This window comes from Psychromonas sp., from assembly GCF_047632995.1.
Taxonomy (GTDB): domain Bacteria; phylum Pseudomonadota; class Gammaproteobacteria; order Enterobacterales; family Psychromonadaceae; genus Psychromonas.
In genome coordinates, this window is the sequence record NZ_JBLIEK010000007.1 from 53,307 (window position 1) to 72,174 (window position 18,868).

Here is an 18,868-nt window from a genome sequence, read left to right on the forward strand (position 1 = left end):
AAATAGTATTTAGAATTGGGAGCTCAAAAATGAGACGCGAATTAGCAATTGAATTTTCTCGAGTAACAGAAGCCGCTGCATTAGCGGGTTATAAATGGTTAGGAAGAGGCGATAAAAACACCGCCGATGGCGCCGCGGTAGAAGCGATGCGATTGATTTTTAATCAGATTGATATTGACGGTGAAATCGTTATCGGTGAAGGTGAAATAGATGAAGCGCCGATGTTGTATATCGGTGAGCATGTTGGTACGGGCAAGGGAGGTGCGGTAGATATCGCGGTCGATCCCATTGAAGGTACGCGCATGACGGCGATGGGCCAATCCAATGCCTTAGCTGTACTTGCTGTTGGCGAAAAAGGCAGTTTTTTACGCGCTCCTGATATGTATATGGAAAAATTGATCGTGGGCCCTAATGCAAAAGATGCAATTGATTTGGAGCGCTCTTTAGAGCAGAACTTAAAAGCAATTGCAGTTGCATTAGGTAAGTCGTTGTCTGAATTAACCGTTGCAACACTTGCCAAACCGCGCCATGACCGTGTTATCAAAGATATGCAAGGTCTGGGGGTACGTGTTTTCGCTATTCCAGATGGTGATGTGGCTATCTCTGTACTTGCCTGTATGCCTAACAGCCAAGTAGATGTACTTTACTGTATTGGCGGTGCACCTGAAGGTGTTATTTCAGCCGCTGTGGTACGCGCATTAGACGGCAATATGCAGGCACGATTAATTCCCCGTCCAATGGTTAAAGGTCCAACAGAAGAGAATATTCGTATCGGTAAGGATGAAGTTGCACGCTGTGAAGCGGCGGGTATTGAAGTTAATAAAGTCTTAAAACTTGAAGATTTAGTGAAAAATGACAATGTTATCTTTTCTGCGACAGGCATTACTAAGGGAGATTTGCTGGATGGTGTTGCGGTAGATGGTCGTTTTGCAACAACTGAAACCTTATTGGTGCGTGGTAAATCACGCACAGTACGCCGTATTCATTCAACACATTATCTGGATCGTAAAGATCCAAAATTAAAAGAAATTATCTTTTAATTTCTAACCGTTAATAAAAAAGGCGCTTTCTGCGCCTTTTTTATCTCTTCTTATTTACGTAACTGAACGCTTGATATCTGGTGATTGGTTGCTTTTCTAAGTATCAAGTTGGCGCGATTGCGCGTTGGGCGAATGTTCTCTTCTAAATTTACGCCGTTAATTTCATCCCAAATCTTTCCTGCGATAGCCGTCGCTTGATCTTCACTCATTTTTGAGTAGCTGTGAAAATAAGCATTGGGATCGGTAAATGCTCCCTTTCTGAATTTCAAAAAACGTTGGATATACCACTGTTTTAATAAGTGAGCCTCAGCGTCAACGAAGATAGAAAAATCGACAAAATCCGATACAAAAACACGATCTGGGAGATTCGGATAGTTAATGGCTGTTTGCAGTACATTTAACCCCTCTAAAATAACTATATCGGGTTTTTCTACACAGATTGACTGATCTGGTAAAATATCATAGGTAAGATGAGAGTATATAGGAGCCGAAACATGCTCCTCACCCGATTTTATGGCTGCAACAAAGTCTACTAAGGCTTTAATGTCGAAACTCTCTGGGAAGCCCTTCTTATGCATCAGATTGCGTGTAACTAAATCTTGGTTAGAGCGTAAAAAACCATCGGTTGTAACGAGAGCGACCTTCGGATGCTCAGGCCAATGCGATAATAAGGCTTGTAAAATACGTGCTGTGGTACTTTTACCGACAGCCACACTGCCTGCAATGCCAATGATGTAAGGTACAGAGTCATTTTTACTGTTTAAGAATTTATCGCGTACAGTATGTCTATATTGCTGTGCTTTAACGTATAAATTGAGTAAACGGGAAAGTGGCAAGTAAATATCAATCACCTCCTGAGTCGAAAGTGATTCGTTGATCCCTTGTAATTGTTTTAGATGTTCTTCCGAGAGAGTAAGTTCAACATTATCTCGTAGATTAGCCCATTGCAGGCGCTCAAAGTGCATATACGCACTATGAATATTTTGCTGATTACTGGGTTGTTTTATTTTAGTTGTCATTTTTTTCTTGTTCAATATACATCGAATTAGCATGTCCTTGAGGATCATCTGTATAGATATGATATTGACCCGCAGGTTTTATTAATAGTTCAAAGGTTTTTAGCAGCGCTTCTTGGGATTGTTCGATATTTGACTGCTTTGCCAGGCGCGCTAAAGCCGCATCAAAATCACTATCTATCCAGCAAGTGTAATCATAAAGATCTAAATAGGCTTCCTGCAGTAGGTACACCCCTTCAATAAGAATGATATCTATATCACTAAAATCATATTCAACGGTACGCGGGTTCATCACATCATCAAGCGTGACCGATGTTTTGATGCTGCCAAACAATTTTAGAGGTAAAATTAGCTCCTCAAACATTTCATCAAAACGATAAGCATTCAGATAATACTCTTCAGGGCTGCTCATTACGTTAAACCGGACACTTTCAGATGCTTCCCAATCATCTGCATGGACAACTGCAACAGAGAGTCCTTCAAGGGTTAATGCTGAAGCAACTTTTTCAGTTAGCGCTCGTTTTCCTCCACCTTCAATGCCGCTAATTGCAACGATCAATGCTTTTCTAGATTCTTTTTTATTGTGCAGATCACGTAAAACAGATTTTATTTGTGCTGCATTGTTAAACACTGTTTTCAACGATAACACTCCTTAATTTATATGGTTGCTCTTATCTCATAAAAAGAATTAGGTACAAAAAATGGCCACCTCGGTGACCTCTCTACCCAAACTACTTGAAGATGCTATAAAAACAAAAGTAATTCGTTATTGTTATCTAATTATTCTTTTTAGTGAGGAAATCAACTAATGCAATAAACTCGTCTGTACTGCTTACCGATCCGGTATTTACCTTGTATTTACCATTAACTATGATCGTAGGCACGCCAGTGATTTGAAATGTTTCCGTATCACGTTTCATTTGTGAGGCTAACCCTTTTACCGGAAAACTTACTAATGCACTTTTGGCCTCTTTTTCAGATACGCCTGCTTGTACAAATATTTCCAGAATATCTTTTTCACCATTAATCGCTTTGCGCTGAGTATGAATTTTGTCAAAAATAATGTTTGCTACTTTATCTTCAACTTGCAGTATCTCGGCGGCTGCATACGCATTGGTCAGCTCAGGGCCCATCGTTTTACCTAAAAAATTTACGTGGTTTTTTTTGATTTTTACATCATCAGGCAAGCTTGCTTTGAGTGTGGTCATTAGTGGTTCGAATTTAAAACAATGTCCGCAGTAGAAAGAGAAAAACTCCATTATTTCAGGGGATTCGGTTGCTGTTTGCTTAACGGTTTGATAGTGAGTTCCTTCCTCGAACTGGGCTGCATTGCTTGCCAGTGGAAGTAGTATTAAAGCGGCGAAAAGTGCTAAGACTTTTTTCATTGTATGTTCCCTTATTAAATTTATTATGTTTTTGCCAGTATATCGTTATTTTTTATAATCAACCTAATTAATAATTAGGCTGCAAAGAAAGAGGTTGTTCCTTCATTGCTGTTATCTGCTGCTGCAGCGATTGTAACAACTCTTTCCAGTATTGGTCAGTTGTAAACCATGGAAAGTTCATGGGAAATGCCGGATCTGTCCAGCGTTTATTAAGCCAGTGCACGTAATTTACCATGCGCATGCTGCGAAGTGGTTCAATTAAGCTCAATTCTTGTGAGTCAAAACTGTATTCTTCTTCATAACCTTCCAATAGCATGGATAGTTGCAGTTGTTTTTCTTGTCGGGAGCCATTTAGCAGCATCCATAAATCTTGGATAGCGGGACCCATTTTGCAATCATCAAAATCTACAAAAGAGGGCATATCAGCGTTAATTAAGATATTACTCGCATGGCAATCACCATGTAAACGTATTACTTTATACTTGTGTTTGCTTAATTCTTGGCTCACTTGCTGTTCAATACTCCTTAATGTTGCAAACAAGGGTTCGCGAATAAGTTTGGGGATCCGTTTGCTGCTTTGTAATGTTTGTATTGGGTTAGACAGCATCGTCTCTATATCCAGTTGCTCTCTATGTTTAAATGCACTCTGGGCGCCAATGCGGTGCAGCTTGCCCAAGGCGCTGCCTATTTCAAATAGCTGGTCAATATTATCAAGCTGCAGTGTACGTGCCGATAAACTGTGGAACAGTGCAAAATAGTAACCGTTAAATTTAAATAGAGTCTGCTTGTTGATTTCAATTGGCGGCGCGACATGGCACCCCTGTTTGTGTAATGACAGGGTAAATTGATGCTCTTCGAGTAACTGTGCTTCACTCCAACGCTGCGGGCGGTAAAACTTCACTACATAGCGAATTTTATTTTCATCGGTAAATAAAGAAACGCGATTTTCATAAGAGTTGAGCGCTATTAAGCCGCTTTGCGGATAAATTCCGATACTCGCTAATGCGTCTAGCTGGACATCGGGTGTCAGTGATAAATAACTGAAATTTGCATCTGTCATAGGTGACCTTAAAAAAAAAGTGCTGAAAACAGCACCTTTGTGGTTTGTGATTACTTACTTTTTGTTTTGCTATAAACCTAAAAAGAAGGGGCTATCCTGTTTTATTTGTTCAATATTGTCTTTTGTACTGGTCAATATAATAGTGATTGTGCGTTTCTTCTCTTTTATATCATAAGGGTCAACGGCGACTGAAATTGGTTGCGTTAATATCTCCCCGGAACGAATGACTATCTGCTCCGGGCCAATCAGTTGTGCATCTTGCAGTCCGGCAATAGATAAATTATAAGTCTGTGTTTCAATGGTTTTATTGAGAATTTTAAGTGTGTAAGTATTTTCAATTAATCCTTCGCTATTTTCGCGGTATAAAGCGGTTCTATCGCGCACTATTTCCATCTCTGCACTGCTTAAATTAAGTATATTGATAACGAAGATGCCCATCATAATAACTAAGATAAGACCATAAGCGATGATTTTTGGCCGTAATAAGTTAGTTTCTTTGCCAGCCAGTTTTTGTTCAGAGGTATATGAAATTAATCCACGCGGATAGCCCATTTTATCCATGGTTTCGTTACAAGCATCAACACAGGCGCCGCAGTTAATACACTCATATTGCAAACCATCACGAATATCTATCCCTGTTGGACAAACTTGTACACAAAGATCGCAGTCTATACAGTCACCTAAATCAAGCTCTTTCGGATTGTCTTTACGCCGTCTTGGGCCACGTTTTTCACCACGTTTTTCATCATAAGCCACACTGTAAGTGTGTTTATCAAACATCGCTGATTGAAAGCGCGAGTATGGGCACATATGAATGCAAAAAATGGAACGCATCCAGCCGGCATTGGCATAAGTAGCCGCAGTGAAAATAAAAACAGAGAGGAAAATAAAAGGGCTGCTATTGAGAGTGAAAAAATCAGTATATAACTGCTCAACGGGTACAAAGTAGGAGCAAAAAGCCAAGCTGGTAAATAAAGAAACGATTAACCATCCCGCATGTTTGGCGGTTTTTCGCCAAATTTTATTAAAATACCAAGGCATCTGATCCAGGCGTTTACGTTTATTGGCCGATCCTTCAAAGCGTTCCTCAAACCAAATAAAAATAAATGTCCACACGGTTTGCGGGCAGGTGTAACCGCACCATATTCTACCGAGATAGGTGGTAAAAAAGAACAGTGCAAAGGCGGCAATAATAAATATCCAGGCGAGCAAAGTTAAGTCTTGTGGAAACAGGGTCATATTAAAGAGGTGGAATTGTTGTTCGCTAAAATCAAACAGTACAGCTTGATGGCCATTGCAGCGAATCAGGGGCAATGAGAGAAACAATAGAATCAACCCCCATCCCGTATAACGACGCAGCCTTTGGAAGAAACCGTACATAGCGCGCACATAAATCCGTTTACTGGGGTTAAAACGGTCCGCACTTTCTTTGTGCGTGCTTTTTATCTCTTTGATGTTAATACGTTGATTCATCGCCAATTGCCTGAAAGAATTAAACTGAAGTTGCCTGATAATATCACAAAGTAAAGATGTTAAATAAAAGTAACAGCACTGTGTGAAACAGAGCTCAAATTGTAACACTTATCACCTTGAGTGGATCAACGAATAAGTAAACCGTGCTGATGACCTCGTCTGAAAACTTTACCTTTATTGTTAAATGATGTTCGCCTTGTTTCGCTTAAGCTGGTATTACACCAATTAATTAATGCAGGGAAAGTTTGTTCACTTTCTAAATTATCAAAAAAATTATTAAAATCACTATCAGGCAATATTCTTTGGCTGATAAATTGCGCCCGGGGTTTGGTCTGCGTATCTGCGATGCGGTTACGCACTCCCCAACCCACTAGGTAGTCCGCACAGCTAAGATCACTACCTTGAGGTTTGATCACAAAGGCGCTGTCCATATCGACATCGAATGATTTTTTGAGCATACTTGCCTGAAATAACATGGCGACATCTTCAGCTTGATTTAAATAGGAATAGAGGTGATTGGCGCCTTCCTCCTGCATAAGAGAGCCAAGATAAGCGGCGCTATCTGATTGTTGTTGTTCTGTTGGCTCTGTTCCTTGATAGAGAATAGCGGCATGGTTAAACAGTTCCTGACTGGTTAGCGGGTAACTTGTCGCAAGTTCGATATTGAGTCTTTGCGGGGCAAGGCGGTTAAGCTCAGAGCGGGTAGTTTGGCTTAGATCAAGTGAAGAGATTAATTGCTGTGGCATAAAATCATTAGCATGGGCTAATTCATGAAACAATAAACTTGCCATCGGCACAACAATATCTTCAATATCACGTTCTTGTGCGCCATCTAAGGGGTAATAAAAATAGGCGTACTGGCCATCTTTTATAAAGCGGTGGAAAAAATCATAAGCCAGCAGTTCGCCAAAATCATCCCGATAATCGGGGCTTTTTAGGATAGTGCTTTTTTCCTCATTGGTTAACCATAAATCAGCGGGATCAATGTAAATAGCGCCGGAGCCCGTCCAATAAAAAGAGGGACGGATATTATCGGCAATAACAATGGCGGTTATCGATCCCATTAAGGTGATTACTTCTGTCGGTAAGCGTGTTAATAGCGCTTGAAAACGCGCGCCCATCCAATCATGTGAGACGACAACGCGCGCCATAATATCCTCTCTTCGCGTTTGCGGATAACTGAGCGCGATAAACGGGAGTTGTTGGACGGTGCAGGCCTGTGAATAATTCACGCAACTTGCCGGATCAAGCTGCGCTTCAGGTATCTCTGTTTCTAGATAGGTATAAATGTGATCGAGATTAGTGGCATTGTTTATGGGTGTAGATGAACCACCGCATCCGGTTAGGCTTAATAATGTGGCTATCAGCAATAACGCATGAGTTTTCAATGACAATACCTTTTATCTTTTTAGCCTATAAATATTAGCACGCTAAAGTAAACCACGCGCTTTTAATAGAGCGCTTTTAAAGTCATTTTCACAATCTTTGGCAATACCGGGGATCATCGAACCCTTTTCAGTTTGATCCATTTTTAGATGGTAAATAATCACTTCATCAGTTAGCTGCTCAAGTGGATCTGCAAATCCTGACTCTTTAGAAATCAGGGCTAACAGTTCCATTAAGCTTAAGTCTTGGTTTTTCAACCAGTAAGGTTTTAGTAGTTCAAGTAGTTCATTGATACGGTGTGACTGCATTGTGATTTCCTTTGATCTTAATTGGCCAAATTATGGCGTAATTCATTGAGAACTTGTTTGGCACCGGGTTTGATGGCCCGCCAAATTGCAAAACTTTCTGCAGCCTGACCCACTAACATGCCCAGTCCGTCGATAACGAGTCGTGCACCATGATCGATTGCCCAGGCATTAAAAGCGGTGGCCTGTGCGCTATACATCATATCGTAAACCGCAGTTTCTCTGTTCACTAGGTCGGGGCTGATAGGGGGCACTTGGCCGTTTAAACTGGCTGATGTTGAATTAATAATCAGATCAAAATTGCCAGATAATTTATCAAATTCACAAGCACTAACATCCCCAAGCTGGGAAAAAATGCCCGCTAATCTCTGTGCCTTTGCAAACGTACGGTTTGCAATCACCAACTGTTTGGGCTTCTCTGCGAGTAAAGGTCCGCAGACACCTCGCGCGGCACCGCCTGCACCTAATAATAAGATGCGCGCATCTTTAAGGGGGACATGATTGTTTTTAAGATCTAAAACCAGTCCGGCGCCATCTGTATTATCACCAATAATGAGGCCATCATCGGTTAACTTTAAGGTGTTAACAGCGCCTGCCAATGTAGCACGTTGCGTAAGTTGATCGGCGTATTTAAAGGCTTGTTCTTTAAATGGCACGGTAATATTACAGCCCTTGCCTTGCTCTGCAAAAAATCGGTTTAAGCTGTTTTCAAAATCATTAAGGGGGGCTTCTATCGCATTATAAACCATCTGCTGCGCTGTTTGCTTGGCAAATAATGTATGAATAAAAGGGGATTTACTGTGTTTAATTGGGTTACCAAAAACAGCGTACTGATCCATAAAAACTCCAAAATAGACGTATTTGTAAGGTTAATTTATCACTTATTAGTATCTACTGACAAAATAGTTAACGCGCAGGCCGCGTTAACGTAAACGCTTTCCCGATAGCGCATCATAAATATGTGAGGGGGCAGATAACCCGGAAACAGGTGCGTCAATAACAGCGCCTAATAACGGCTGATTTGCAAACATATCGGTTACTTCCCGGCTAGTTGTCGGTGGCGCTAATCCGGTTAAATTTGCGCTGGTGGAGATAATGGGCTTGTCGAATGCTAAGCATAACTGCTGCACGACGGGGTGGGCACTTACTCTTACCGCGACACTTGCAAAATCACCGCAGATTAATTTAGAAAGGTTTTTGCGCTTGGGTACAACCCAAGTAACAGGACCGGGCCAGGTTTTTTTTATTGCCGCAAGTTGTTTTGCATTCAGTGAAGAAAAATCGGCATAATCAGTTAACTGCTGAATATTTGCAGCTATTAAAATCAGTCCCTTATAAGCAGGCCGTTTTTTTAACGCGAGAATTTTTTCTATGGCGCCATCACAATCAGGATCGCAGCCAAGGCCGAAAACAGATTCGGTGGGGTAAGCAATAACGCCCTGAGTTCCTAAAACATCCAGGGCGTTAGATAGATCAATCTCATTCATTGGCCAACTATTACATCTTCGCTAATTTAATTTGTAATGCCGCATCTTTTGCTAACACTGCTTGAGCATTTTCAGCACGATTATCTTTAACGCGTTGCGCTAAAGCATCATCTGCGACAGCCAGTATTTGCGCTGCAAGGTAAGCCGCATTTTTTGCGCCCGCTGCGCCGATAGCGACTGTTGCAACAGGTACGCCTGCTGGCATCATTACCGTAGAAAGCAGTGCATCATGCCCCTGTAATGGACCGCAATCAATCGGCACACCGATAATAGGGCGTGTTGTAATTCCTGCAACTGCGCCCGCTAAATGTGCTGCAAGGCCTGCCGCACAGATAAACACTTTACAGCCGCGTGATTCTGCATCGGTCACATAAGCATGGGTCGCAGCGGGGGTGCGATGTGCTGATGTTACTTTCACTTCAAAAGTAATAGCAAAAGATTTCAGTATATCAATAGTACCTTGCATAACTGGCAGATCTGAATCAGAGCCCATTAAGATAGCAACAAAAGGTTTAGTCATTAAAATTTCCTCACATACGGGGTTTATTTAAATACAGTATTAATTTACTTGCAATAGTGATCAATTATATAGGCTTGCCGCGATAACCACACCCTTTTTTAGGACATATTATGCGAAATGCACTGGCCGTTTTCCGTTCCACCAGAATTGGCCAGTGGCAATCGGGACAAAACTCATTGACCGGTTTATCGTTGACTGCATACTTACAGTTTGGGTAATTATCGCAGGCATAAAAATTTTTCCCATAGCGAGACTGGCGTTTAATTAGCTGGCCTTTTTTGCATGATGGGCAGGGGACGCCACTACTCTCTTCTGTTTTCTCTGTCGGCTCAGAAAGCTGCGCCGTATGCGCACAATCGGGGTAACTGCTGCAGCCGATAAACAGGCCGTAACGACCCTGTTTTAAAACTAATTCCTGGCTACACAAAGGGCAGCTTGTGCCACTAAGCACTTTTTTTACTTCACTTTTTTCGTGTAAAGGGCGTAGATAAGTGCATTCCGGGTAGTTTGAACAGCCCCAGAACGCCCCTTGTTTAGCATTGCGAATATGCAAGCGGGCACCACATTCAGGACAGAGCTCATTTTGCGGCTGGTGATCGCTACCTAGGCCTTGTGGGCTTTTGCTCATATTAATGAATCAGCCCATCTTCAAAATCAAGTAACATGGTTTCAAGTTGCAGAAAAGCATCCGCACTGTTGGGGTCGTTAAATAACACCATTAATATTAACCATTTAAGATCATAAAGTGGCAATGTAGTGATATCTAATGACATCGCGCAATCAATCACAATTTCGCGGGTGTGAGTATTTAATATATCCGCTTGTTCTAAGTAGAACAGATACCCCTGACAATCAATATCTAAACGAGACTGCTCAATGTCGCTGTAAATTCGCTGTGACGTTGCCTTGGCAAATTGCGTTTTATTTAACGGATTTTGTTGATGCAGACTGGATAGATTATCAAGCCAGGCGATGGCACTGGAGATCTCATTTTTTTGAAATCCCTCTTCCAATAATTCATCGGTGATCTCTTTCTCGTCGATCTCTATGGTTTGATCAATTTGCATGTAACTTTCAAAGAGATATATGATTACTTCGAACATATTTAGCCTTTAACTTTCAGAGAGATAGTTGTTATTTATCTGTGTATTTAGCTTGTTAACTTAATGTAACCTTGTGCAGTAGCTGCAATACTACCAGTAATCTCCAGTTCTATTAACTGATTTTGTAAGCTAAGCAGATCTAAATTGCTGCGCTGAAGTAGTTGTTCAAGCGTGGTGAGATGAAAATCAATGTGTGCCAGTAAGGGGTGAGGGGCGCTTTTCGGACTATCAGATTGACTATTAATGACGGGTGAGGCGAGATCTAGATGGGTAAATTCGTCGCAAATATCTTGTGCATTTATAACCAGTTTTGCGCCTTGCTGAATCAACTGGTGACAACCGCATGCTTCGGCATTATCGATTGACCCCGGTATGGCGAAAACATCTCTATTTTGCTCCATGGCATAACGAGCGGTGATCAGTGAGCCGCTGCGTGTTGATGCTTCAATCACCAGCACACCTAAACTCAAGCCAGAGATAATCCGGTTACGCCTCGGGAAATTACTGGGTAAAGCGGGGCTGTCAGGGTAAAACTCTGAGACGATCAAACCATTTTCAATTATCTTTTGTGCAAGTTTAAGGTGGCGTTTTGGATAAATGTTATTTAAGCCGGTACCTAAAACAGCAATGGTTTTGCCCTGTTTGTCCAGTGCTCCTTGATGCGCGCAGCCATCAATACCAAGTGCTAAACCACTGGTAATGGTAAAGCCGGCAGAACTTAATAATCCGGAAAATTGATAGGCTTTTTCTTGCCCGTAAGGTGTGCACTTGCGGCTGCCCACTAATGCAATTTGCGGTTGTGATAAAAGTGAGATATCTCCCTGCGCATAAAGTAATAATGGTGGGCTGCTGATCTCTTTTAACTGTTTCGGATAAAGGGGGCTATCAAAACAGATAATCTGTTTATCTGATCCGCTGTTTAACCACTCTAAACTGCTCTCTATAAGCTGCGGCTGAGGATTTAATAATGCGCAGATTTGCTGTTCGCTTAATTTATAGGTTTGTAACTGTTGTCTGGAAAGCTGAAAAAGTTGTTCGATAGAATGTCGCGAAAGTAGTTTGAAAATGGCGCGTTTTTGCAGTGCGGGGATATTGGCGAGTACCAGCCAATATTTTATATGCTGCTCAGTGTTTATCGGTTTATTGTCTGCTTTAAATAGATCGATTTGAATTGTCCTTGAAAAGGAAAGCAGCTGCAGGGTCTATAATCTGCAGCTGCTTTTTTATATTAAAATTCTAAACCTTGTATTTTGTAGTGGGCACCCATGGTATTTGTGCTGCGCATAACCAATGCAATACTGACTTTTTCGTACACTTTGAAGACCATCAGCTCACCAACACGTTCTGCGGGAATCACTAAATCAGCATCGCTTAGTTGTGCAAATTTAGTGCCGTCGTCATGATAGATTATTTTCTTGCTGTCGATCAGAATACCCGGGCCTGATTGTAAAATAGAGAACATAGAGCCGATTTTGATTTTTTCCCGTTTACCCTTATTGATAACAACCACATCCCATTTACCGATAACAGAGGCATTATTGAGCGCCGCAATGATCTCACCCTTAGTTGAAACAGGAACGGCTTGTGGTAGAAAGTATGAGGGGAAACTCTCATGTTCCGGAATGGGAAGAATCAGATCACCCTGACGTGCTTCTCTTGAACTTTTCAAAAAGTCATGTGGTGTTACTTTTTCTGTGCCCGTTACATTGGGGCTTTTGGAGACTTGAGAATGGCCAATAAAAGTAAGCTCTGTACCTAAAAACTCTCCTGTTTTGGAATCTACGTAACGATCGCCTAGGCGGTAAACACCATACAGCTTATATTTATCATATTGGCCTTGGCCATAGAATATATCACCCTCAAAGAAACGTGGCGTAGCCATCGCATCGCCCAACAAACGAGGCGCAGATTTTAACAGATCGGGATTGATAACATGATCTTTAGATAAGAAGGCTGAGATCGCTGTCAGCGGAATTGTTGGAATCGCCTCTCTTTTCTCTTCTAAACGCGGTGTCGGAGAGAGTTTTTTCAATCGTTTGCGCGTTAATTGCGGTTCGCCATTAATCCAGATAAGGGTTAAAACGTCACCGGGATAAATAAGATGAGGATTTTCAATTTGGCTATTTGCCTGCCATAGACGAGGCCATAACCAAGGGGTATTTAAGAAATGAGCAGAAATATCCCACAAGGTATCTCCTTTCACCACAGTATAAGTTTCAGGATGATTTTCTTTTAGGGTTAACGTATCTGCAAAAGCTGCGACAGAAAGGACAACACCTAGTAAGAAAGAGGTAATTAGCTTAAATTTCATAACAATCCCTGTCTTGTGAGTAATAAAACTGTTTTTTGCATAAAGAAATGACTAGAATTAATGTTCTTTAACACTAACTATAGAACAAGATAATATCATGGCTTTACTAGAAGTATTACATTTTCCAGACCAACGACTAAGAACTGTTGCTAAAGCTGTTGCTCAGATCACACCAGAGATCAAAGATCTAGCATCAAATATGCTTGATACTATGTATCAGGAAAACGGTGTCGGTCTTGCTGCAACGCAAGTTAACATTCACCAGCGCATTGCTGTTATTGATACCTCTGAAAGTAGAGATCAGCCAATGGTGCTTATCAATCCAGAGATTATAGAACAATCTGGAGAAGAGATCTCTGAAGAAGGGTGTCTTTCTGTGCCCGATACCAATGCGGATGTTAAACGCGCCGAATTTGTAACGCTGCAGTATTTAGATCTTGACGGCAATACGCAAGTAATAGAAACCAATGGCCTGCTTGCGGTTTGTATTCAGCATGAACTCGATCATCTTAAGGGGAAGTTGTTTATTGATTACTTATCACCGTTTAAACAAAAACGGATCAAAACCAGGCTTGAAAAACTACAGCATCAAAATGAAAAATTTGCATAATATCTGCTTGTCTTTCAAATTCTCATCTACAACTAAGGTTACTTGTGGAAAAATTAAATATCGTTTTTGCTGGCACGCCTGATTTTGCAGCCAAACACCTCTCTGTTTTGCTTGAATCTGGGTTTAATGTGGTTGCGGTTTATACACAGCCCGATAGACCCGCAGGACGAGGCAAAAAATTAACCGCAAGCGCCGTTAAAGAGATGGCTGTTGCGCATAATATTCCCGTTTATCAGCCTGAGAATTTCAAAGCGGCAAGCAGCGTTGAGCAGCTTGGCGCTTTAAATGCAGATCTTATGATTGTCGTCGCGTATGGTTTGATTCTGCCTAAAGCGGTTTTAGCAACGCCTAAGTTGGGTTGTTTAAATGTGCATGGCTCATTATTACCCCGCTGGCGTGGTGCCGCTCCCATTCAACGCGCAATTTGGGCGGGTGATGGTCAAACTGGGGTCACCATTATGCAGATGAATGAAGGGTTAGATACGGGGGATATGCTCAGCAAGATGAGTTGCCCGATAGACAGTAACGAAACCAGCGCTTCCCTTTATGAAAAACTCGCACTGCAAGCACCGATAGCCTTAGTTAATACCATTAAGCAATTAGTTAAAGGAGAGCTAAAACCTCAGGTGCAGGATGAAAGCTTAGCCTGCTACGCCAAAAAACTGAGCAAAGCTGAAGCCTTGATTGATTGGTCGGCCGAGGGTTCTTTTATTGAACGCTGTATCCGTGCGTTTAATCCATGGCCAATGAGTTATTTTATTTTGTCAGGTCAAGTGGTCAAGGTGCATCAAGCAAGTCTACTTGCCATTAACAGTGAAGAGGCGGTTGGCACTATTATTAATGCGGATAAAAAAGGCATTCAAGTTGTAACCGGTGATGGGGTTTTGAACCTTGAGGTTATTCAACTTGCCGGTAAAAAAGCGATGTCTGTGCAGGATATTTTAAACTCTCGCCGTGAACTGTTTGCGCTGGGTACTAATTTACAGCAACAACAGGATTAATTTAGATGAGTGTTAGAGCATTAGCCGCTAAAGTATTAAATCAAGTCGTTGAGCAAGGGCAGTCATTATCACAGGCGTTGCCTCCTGCTCAGCAAGATCTCTCCCCCAAAGATAGAGCACTGCTGCAACTCCTCTGTTATGGCGTATTGCGTACATTGCCCCGGCTGGATTTTTTCTGCCGTTCCTTGATGAAAAAACCATTAAAAGGGAAACAACGGGTACTGCACTTTCTTATTTTAGTGGGTTTTTATCAGCTTCTTTATACCCGCATTCCCAGCCATGCTGCTGTTGGTGAAACCGTTAACGGGACAAAAGCACTTAAGAGTCCGGCCTTAAAAGGAATGGTAAATGGGGTGCTGCGTAGCTTTTTACGCGAGCAGGAAAGTTTAATAGAGCAAGCAGATCAGCAAGATACGTTGCGTTATTGTCACCCAAGCTGGTTAGTTAAGCGTTTACAGGAAGCTTATGGCGAAACGCTTGCGGCTAAAATCATGGATGAAAACAATCAACAAGCGCCGATGTGGCTGCGTGTTAATGCGCTTCATCATTCTCGTGAGCAGTATCAGGCGTTACTAAATGAAGCTGAGTTAAACAGTTTTAGTGCATCCGATGTTGAAAACAGCAACGCTTTGCGTTTAGAAAAAGCCACTGATGTTTATAAGCTGCCCGGATTCGAGCAGGGTTGGGTTTCTGTGCAGGACGGTGCCGCTCAGTTAGCAGCCCATTATTTAGATGCGCAGCCTGGTGAATTGATTTTAGATGCGTGCTGCGCGCCGGGTGGAAAAACGGTGCATACGTTAGAGTTACAGCCAAAAATAAAAGAGATGGTGGCTGTGGATGCGGATCAGAAACGTTTAATTCGCGTGCATGAGAATTTGCAGCGTTTGCAACTTTCTGCCACTGTTATCCACGGTGATGCATCTCAACCTGATAGCTGGTGGAGCGGCGAGTTGTTTGATCGTATTCTCTGTGACGCTCCCTGCAGCGCTACCGGGGTTATTCGCCGCCATCCTGATATTCGCTGGCTGCGTAGGGATAGCGATATTGCCGATTTGGTTGCTTTACAAAAAAGTATATTAACGGCGTTATGGGATAAATTGAAACCCGGCGGAGTTTTACTTTATGCAACTTGCTCTATTTTACCGGATGAGAATGAGTTACAAATACAAAGCTTTTTGCAAAGTAGAAGTGATGCCACATTAATTGAACTCTCCGGCCAATATAATAGCCGGGGTGAAGGACGTCAGTTATTACCTAATGAAGACGGGATGGATGGTTTTTATTATGCGAAGCTGCATAAGTCGCTGTAGAAAATCGAAAATCGCAAATCACAGAGCCTTCACGAGGCTCTTCTTTTATCGCCATTGTTATAAAGCGTGTGTAAACTTTATTGCAAAATCACAGATGGATAATGAAGTCGCATGAAAATTATTATTTTGGGTGCAGGACAAGTAGGCGCATCATTGGCTGAAAATCTTGTTGGTGAGAATAACGATATTACGGTGGTTGATACATCAAATGATCGTCTGCAGGCGCTGCAAGACCGTTTTGATTTGCGTGTGGTGCAGGGTAATGGCTCTAGTCCTCGCGTATTAAAAGATGCGGGTGCGGATGATACGGATATGTTAATTGCCGTGACCAATTCCGATGAAGTTAATATGGTTGCCTGTCAAATCGCCTTTACCCTGTTTAATGTACCTAAAAAGATTGCGCGCATACGTTCAGAAAGTATTGTGGCGCATCAAGATCAACTGTTTAATAGTGATGCGTTTCCTATCGATCATATTATCGCTCCGGAAATCCTCGTCAGTGATTATATTGCGAAATTAATTGAACACCCCGGCGCACTGCAGGTGGCCAGCTTTGCAGATGGTAAAGTTGGATTAGTGGCCATTAGAGCCTATTACGGGGGGTCACTGGTCGGTAATGCGATTTCGACACTCAAAGAACATATGCCCAATATAGACGCGCGTGTTGCCGCTATTTTTAGGCGCGGTAAAGCGATAAGACCGCAAGGGACCACCATTATCGAAGCGGATGATGAGGTGTTTTTTATTACTGCCAGTGAGCATATCCGGGCGATTATGAGTGAGATGCAAAAACTTGAGCATCCCTATAAACGGATTATGATCGTTGGCGGCGGTTATATAGGTGAAAGCTTAGCGAAACGTCTTGAGAAAGAAAATTCCGTTAAGCTTATTGAAAAGAATTTAAAGCGCGCAGAGCAGTTATCTGAAAATCTTTCTAATACCATCGTGTTTTGTGGTAATGCATCCGATCAAGAGTTACTTGCTGAAGAGCATATCGAACAAATTGATCTGTTTATCAGTGTCAGTAATGATGACGAAGCGAATATTATGTCCGCCATGCTGGCAAAACGGATGGGGGCACGTAAGGCGATGGTATTAATTCAACGTACTGCCTATGTTGATCTGGTGCAGGGTGGGGTTTTAGATATTGCTATCTCGCCGCAACAAGCAACACTTTCTGCGCTGTTAACGCATGTTCGTAAAGCGGATTTAAAAAATGTTTATTCACTGCGAGAGGGCGCGGCGGAAGCGATCGAGATTGTTGCCCGTGGCGACAGTATGACCTCTAAAGTCGTCGGTAAAGCGTTGGGGCAGCTTAAATTACCCCGAGGCACAAGTATTGGTGCCATTGTTCGTAATGAGGAAGTTTTGATCGCACACGATAATACGGTGGTTGAAACAGACGACCACGTTATTTTATTCCTAGTGAATAAGAAGTTTATCCGTGAGATCGAAAAGTTATTCCAACCTAGCCCATTCTTTTTATAGTGTAGATTTTTATGGTATATCGTCCACTCTTGTTTATTACCGGTTTGGTACTGTCGAAAATGGCAGTATTTATGTACTTCCCGATGGCCTTGGCATTTTACAATGGCGGCTTGGGCGGGGTTGAGTTCGTATCGGCAATCATTATTACCCATATCGCCTCTTTTATTTTCCTACTGCTGGGAGGGGAAGAAAAGCGCTCGCGCTTAGGTGTGCGCGAAATGTTTTTATTGACCACTGGCGTTTGGGTCTTTGCCAGTCTGTTTGCCGCATTACCTTTTGTACTGATTGAACATATCAGTTATAGCGATGCTTTTTTCGAAACTATGTCGGGTATTACCACTACCGGCAGCACGGTTTTACATAATTTAGATGTCATGAATCCCAGTATTTTATTATGGCGATCTATTTTGCAGTGGTTAGGGGGCGTGGGATTTATTGTTATGGGCGTGGCTATTTTGCCGTTCTTGAATGTCGGTGGTATGCGCCTTTTCCAAACCGAATCTTCCGACTGGTCAGATAAAGCCGAATCAAAAACCCGCCGTGTGGCGATCGATATCCTGCTTGTTTATCTTATTTTAACGGTATGCTGCTTTATCGGTTATCGTTTTTCAGGTATGACGGATTTTGAGGCGGTAAACCATGCGATGACCACTATCGCAACGGGCGGGTATTCAACATCTGACGGCTCTATGGGCCATTTTTCGGTCGGTGCACATTGGAATGCCATTGTCTTTATGTTCCTTGGCGGCTTACCGTTTTTACTGTTTATCCGTGCGTTCAATCGCCGTAATATTTTATACCTTGTTAATGATGCTCAGGTATTAGGCTTTATTAAATTAATACTATTTTTCGCCATCGTATTAACGGCTTATTTGACCCTTAGCGGCCAGTTTTCATTTGTCGATGCAATAAGATTAAGCCTGTTTAATGTTATTTCGGTGGTATCAACAACTGGATTCGCTTTAGATGATTTCCTCACCTGGGGCGATTTCAGCGTGATGGTCTTTTTTGGTTTGGTGTTTTCGGGGGCTTGCTCCGGCTCAACAGCCGGGGGGATGAAAATATTCCGCTTTCAAATTGCCTTAAGCCTATTAAGGCGTCAACTTATGTTACTGATGCACCCGCACGGCATCTTTCCGCAAAAATATAATAACCGCACCGTTAGTGACGATATTTTGCGCTCGCTAATCGCCTTTGTTTTGGCTTACCTGGCAACCATTATTGTCGCCACGCTGTTATTAACCTTGTTGGGCGCCACCTCCATGGTCGCGCTGACCGCCGCCATTACCGCGGTTTCTAATGTCGGTCCCGGGATTGCGCCAACGATTGGCCCATCGGGTGATTTTGCACATTTCTCCGATATTTCAAAATGG

At 42.3% G+C, this 18,868-nt stretch carries 20 protein-coding genes; 6 read left to right on the top strand and 14 right to left on the bottom strand.

Going from position 1 to position 18,868, the window contains the following annotated elements; all coding sequences use genetic code 11:
- The first annotated feature begins 29 nt into the window (after positions 1–29).
- Positions 30–1,040 carry a class II fructose-bisphosphatase gene (gene glpX, locus ACJAT7_RS02685; protein WP_415225252.1) on the top strand — a complete coding sequence of 337 codons (1,011 nt, stop codon included), beginning with the start codon at positions 30–32 and terminating at the stop codon, positions 1,038–1,040.
- A 50-nt stretch (positions 1,041–1,090) separates the two neighbouring features.
- Here glpX and coaA read toward each other — a convergent pair whose 3' ends face one another.
- The 14 genes from coaA to ACJAT7_RS02755 all read right to left on the bottom strand — a co-directional run bounded on the left by coaA (position 1,091) and on the right by ACJAT7_RS02755 (position 13,086).
- Positions 1,091–2,059 carry a type I pantothenate kinase gene (gene coaA / locus ACJAT7_RS02690; protein ID WP_415225253.1) on the bottom strand — a complete coding sequence of 323 codons (969 nt, stop codon included), beginning with the start codon at positions 2,057–2,059 and terminating at the stop codon, positions 1,091–1,093.
- Complete coding sequence (locus ACJAT7_RS02695) at positions 2,049–2,705, bottom strand: uridine kinase family protein (RefSeq protein ID WP_415225254.1); 657 nt, start codon at positions 2,703–2,705, stop codon at positions 2,049–2,051. Before ACJAT7_RS02695 ends, coaA begins: the two co-directional genes overlap by 11 nt.
- Positions 2,706–2,832: 127 nt before the next feature.
- Positions 2,833–3,441 (bottom strand): thiol:disulfide interchange protein DsbA/DsbL, encoded by a 609-nt coding sequence (locus ACJAT7_RS02700; protein WP_415225255.1) that lies wholly within the window; start codon positions 3,439–3,441, stop codon positions 2,833–2,835.
- Between the two features lie 67 nt (positions 3,442–3,508).
- Complete coding sequence (locus ACJAT7_RS02705) at positions 3,509–4,501, bottom strand: serine/threonine protein kinase (protein ID WP_415225256.1); 993 nt, start codon at positions 4,499–4,501, stop codon at positions 3,509–3,511.
- A 69-nt stretch (positions 4,502–4,570) separates the two neighbouring features.
- Entirely contained in the window at positions 4,571–5,974 is a 1,404-nt protein-coding gene (gene ccoG, locus ACJAT7_RS02710) for a cytochrome c oxidase accessory protein CcoG (RefSeq protein WP_415225257.1), read from the bottom strand.
- A gap of 125 nt (positions 5,975–6,099) precedes the next feature.
- Positions 6,100–7,362: a hypothetical protein gene (locus ACJAT7_RS02715; protein WP_415225258.1), complete on the bottom strand. Its 1,263-nt coding sequence runs from the start codon at positions 7,360–7,362 to the stop codon at positions 6,100–6,102.
- A gap of 42 nt (positions 7,363–7,404) precedes the next feature.
- Complete coding sequence (locus ACJAT7_RS02720; RefSeq protein WP_415225259.1) at positions 7,405–7,668, bottom strand: YihD family protein; 264 nt, start codon at positions 7,666–7,668, stop codon at positions 7,405–7,407.
- A gap of 17 nt (positions 7,669–7,685) precedes the next feature.
- Positions 7,686–8,504, bottom strand: coding sequence for a shikimate dehydrogenase (aroE, locus tag ACJAT7_RS02725; RefSeq protein ID WP_415225260.1), 819 nt, complete (start codon positions 8,502–8,504; stop codon positions 7,686–7,688).
- An 84-nt stretch (positions 8,505–8,588) separates the two neighbouring features.
- The gene (locus tag ACJAT7_RS02730; RefSeq protein WP_415225261.1) at positions 8,589–9,152 is read right to left on the bottom strand and encodes a Sua5/YciO/YrdC/YwlC family protein; all 564 of its coding nucleotides are present in this window, start codon (positions 9,150–9,152) and stop codon (positions 8,589–8,591) included.
- Between the two features lie 10 nt (positions 9,153–9,162).
- Entirely contained in the window at positions 9,163–9,672 is a 510-nt protein-coding gene (gene purE, locus ACJAT7_RS02735; RefSeq protein ID WP_415225262.1) for a 5-(carboxyamino)imidazole ribonucleotide mutase, read from the bottom strand.
- Positions 9,673–9,736: 64 nt separating this feature from the next.
- Positions 9,737–10,300, bottom strand: a complete 564-nt coding sequence (locus ACJAT7_RS02740) for a topoisomerase DNA-binding C4 zinc finger domain-containing protein (protein WP_415225263.1) — start codon at positions 10,298–10,300, stop codon at positions 9,737–9,739.
- 1 nt (position 10,301) lies between these two features.
- On the bottom strand, positions 10,302–10,775 hold the full coding sequence (locus ACJAT7_RS02745) for a DUF494 domain-containing protein (protein WP_415225264.1): 474 nt from the start codon (positions 10,773–10,775) through the stop codon (positions 10,302–10,304).
- A gap of 47 nt (positions 10,776–10,822) precedes the next feature.
- Entirely contained in the window at positions 10,823–11,974 is a 1,152-nt protein-coding gene (gene dprA, locus ACJAT7_RS02750; protein ID WP_415225272.1) for a DNA-processing protein DprA, read from the bottom strand.
- 29 nt (positions 11,975–12,003) lie between these two features.
- Complete coding sequence (locus tag ACJAT7_RS02755) at positions 12,004–13,086, bottom strand: LysM peptidoglycan-binding domain-containing protein (RefSeq protein WP_415225265.1); 1,083 nt, start codon at positions 13,084–13,086, stop codon at positions 12,004–12,006.
- A gap of 97 nt (positions 13,087–13,183) precedes the next feature.
- On the opposite strand from ACJAT7_RS02755, the gene def reads away from it, so the two are divergent.
- The 5 genes from def to ACJAT7_RS02780 all read left to right on the top strand — a co-directional run.
- Positions 13,184–13,696 carry a peptide deformylase gene (def, locus tag ACJAT7_RS02760; protein WP_415225266.1) on the top strand — a complete coding sequence of 171 codons (513 nt, stop codon included), beginning with the start codon at positions 13,184–13,186 and terminating at the stop codon, positions 13,694–13,696.
- 44 nt (positions 13,697–13,740) lie between these two features.
- On the top strand, positions 13,741–14,697 hold the full coding sequence (gene fmt / locus ACJAT7_RS02765) for a methionyl-tRNA formyltransferase (protein ID WP_415225267.1): 957 nt from the start codon (positions 13,741–13,743) through the stop codon (positions 14,695–14,697).
- 5 nt (positions 14,698–14,702) lie between these two features.
- On the top strand, positions 14,703–16,007 hold the full coding sequence (gene rsmB / locus ACJAT7_RS02770; RefSeq protein WP_415225268.1) for a 16S rRNA (cytosine(967)-C(5))-methyltransferase RsmB: 1,305 nt from the start codon (positions 14,703–14,705) through the stop codon (positions 16,005–16,007).
- A gap of 111 nt (positions 16,008–16,118) precedes the next feature.
- Positions 16,119–17,495, top strand: coding sequence for a Trk system potassium transporter TrkA (gene trkA, locus ACJAT7_RS02775; protein ID WP_415225269.1), 1,377 nt, complete (start codon positions 16,119–16,121; stop codon positions 17,493–17,495).
- Positions 17,496–17,506: 11 nt separating this feature from the next.
- Positions 17,507–18,868, top strand: a 1,362-nt coding sequence (locus ACJAT7_RS02780; RefSeq protein WP_415225270.1) for a TrkH family potassium uptake protein, incomplete at its 3' end; no start/stop codon positions are given.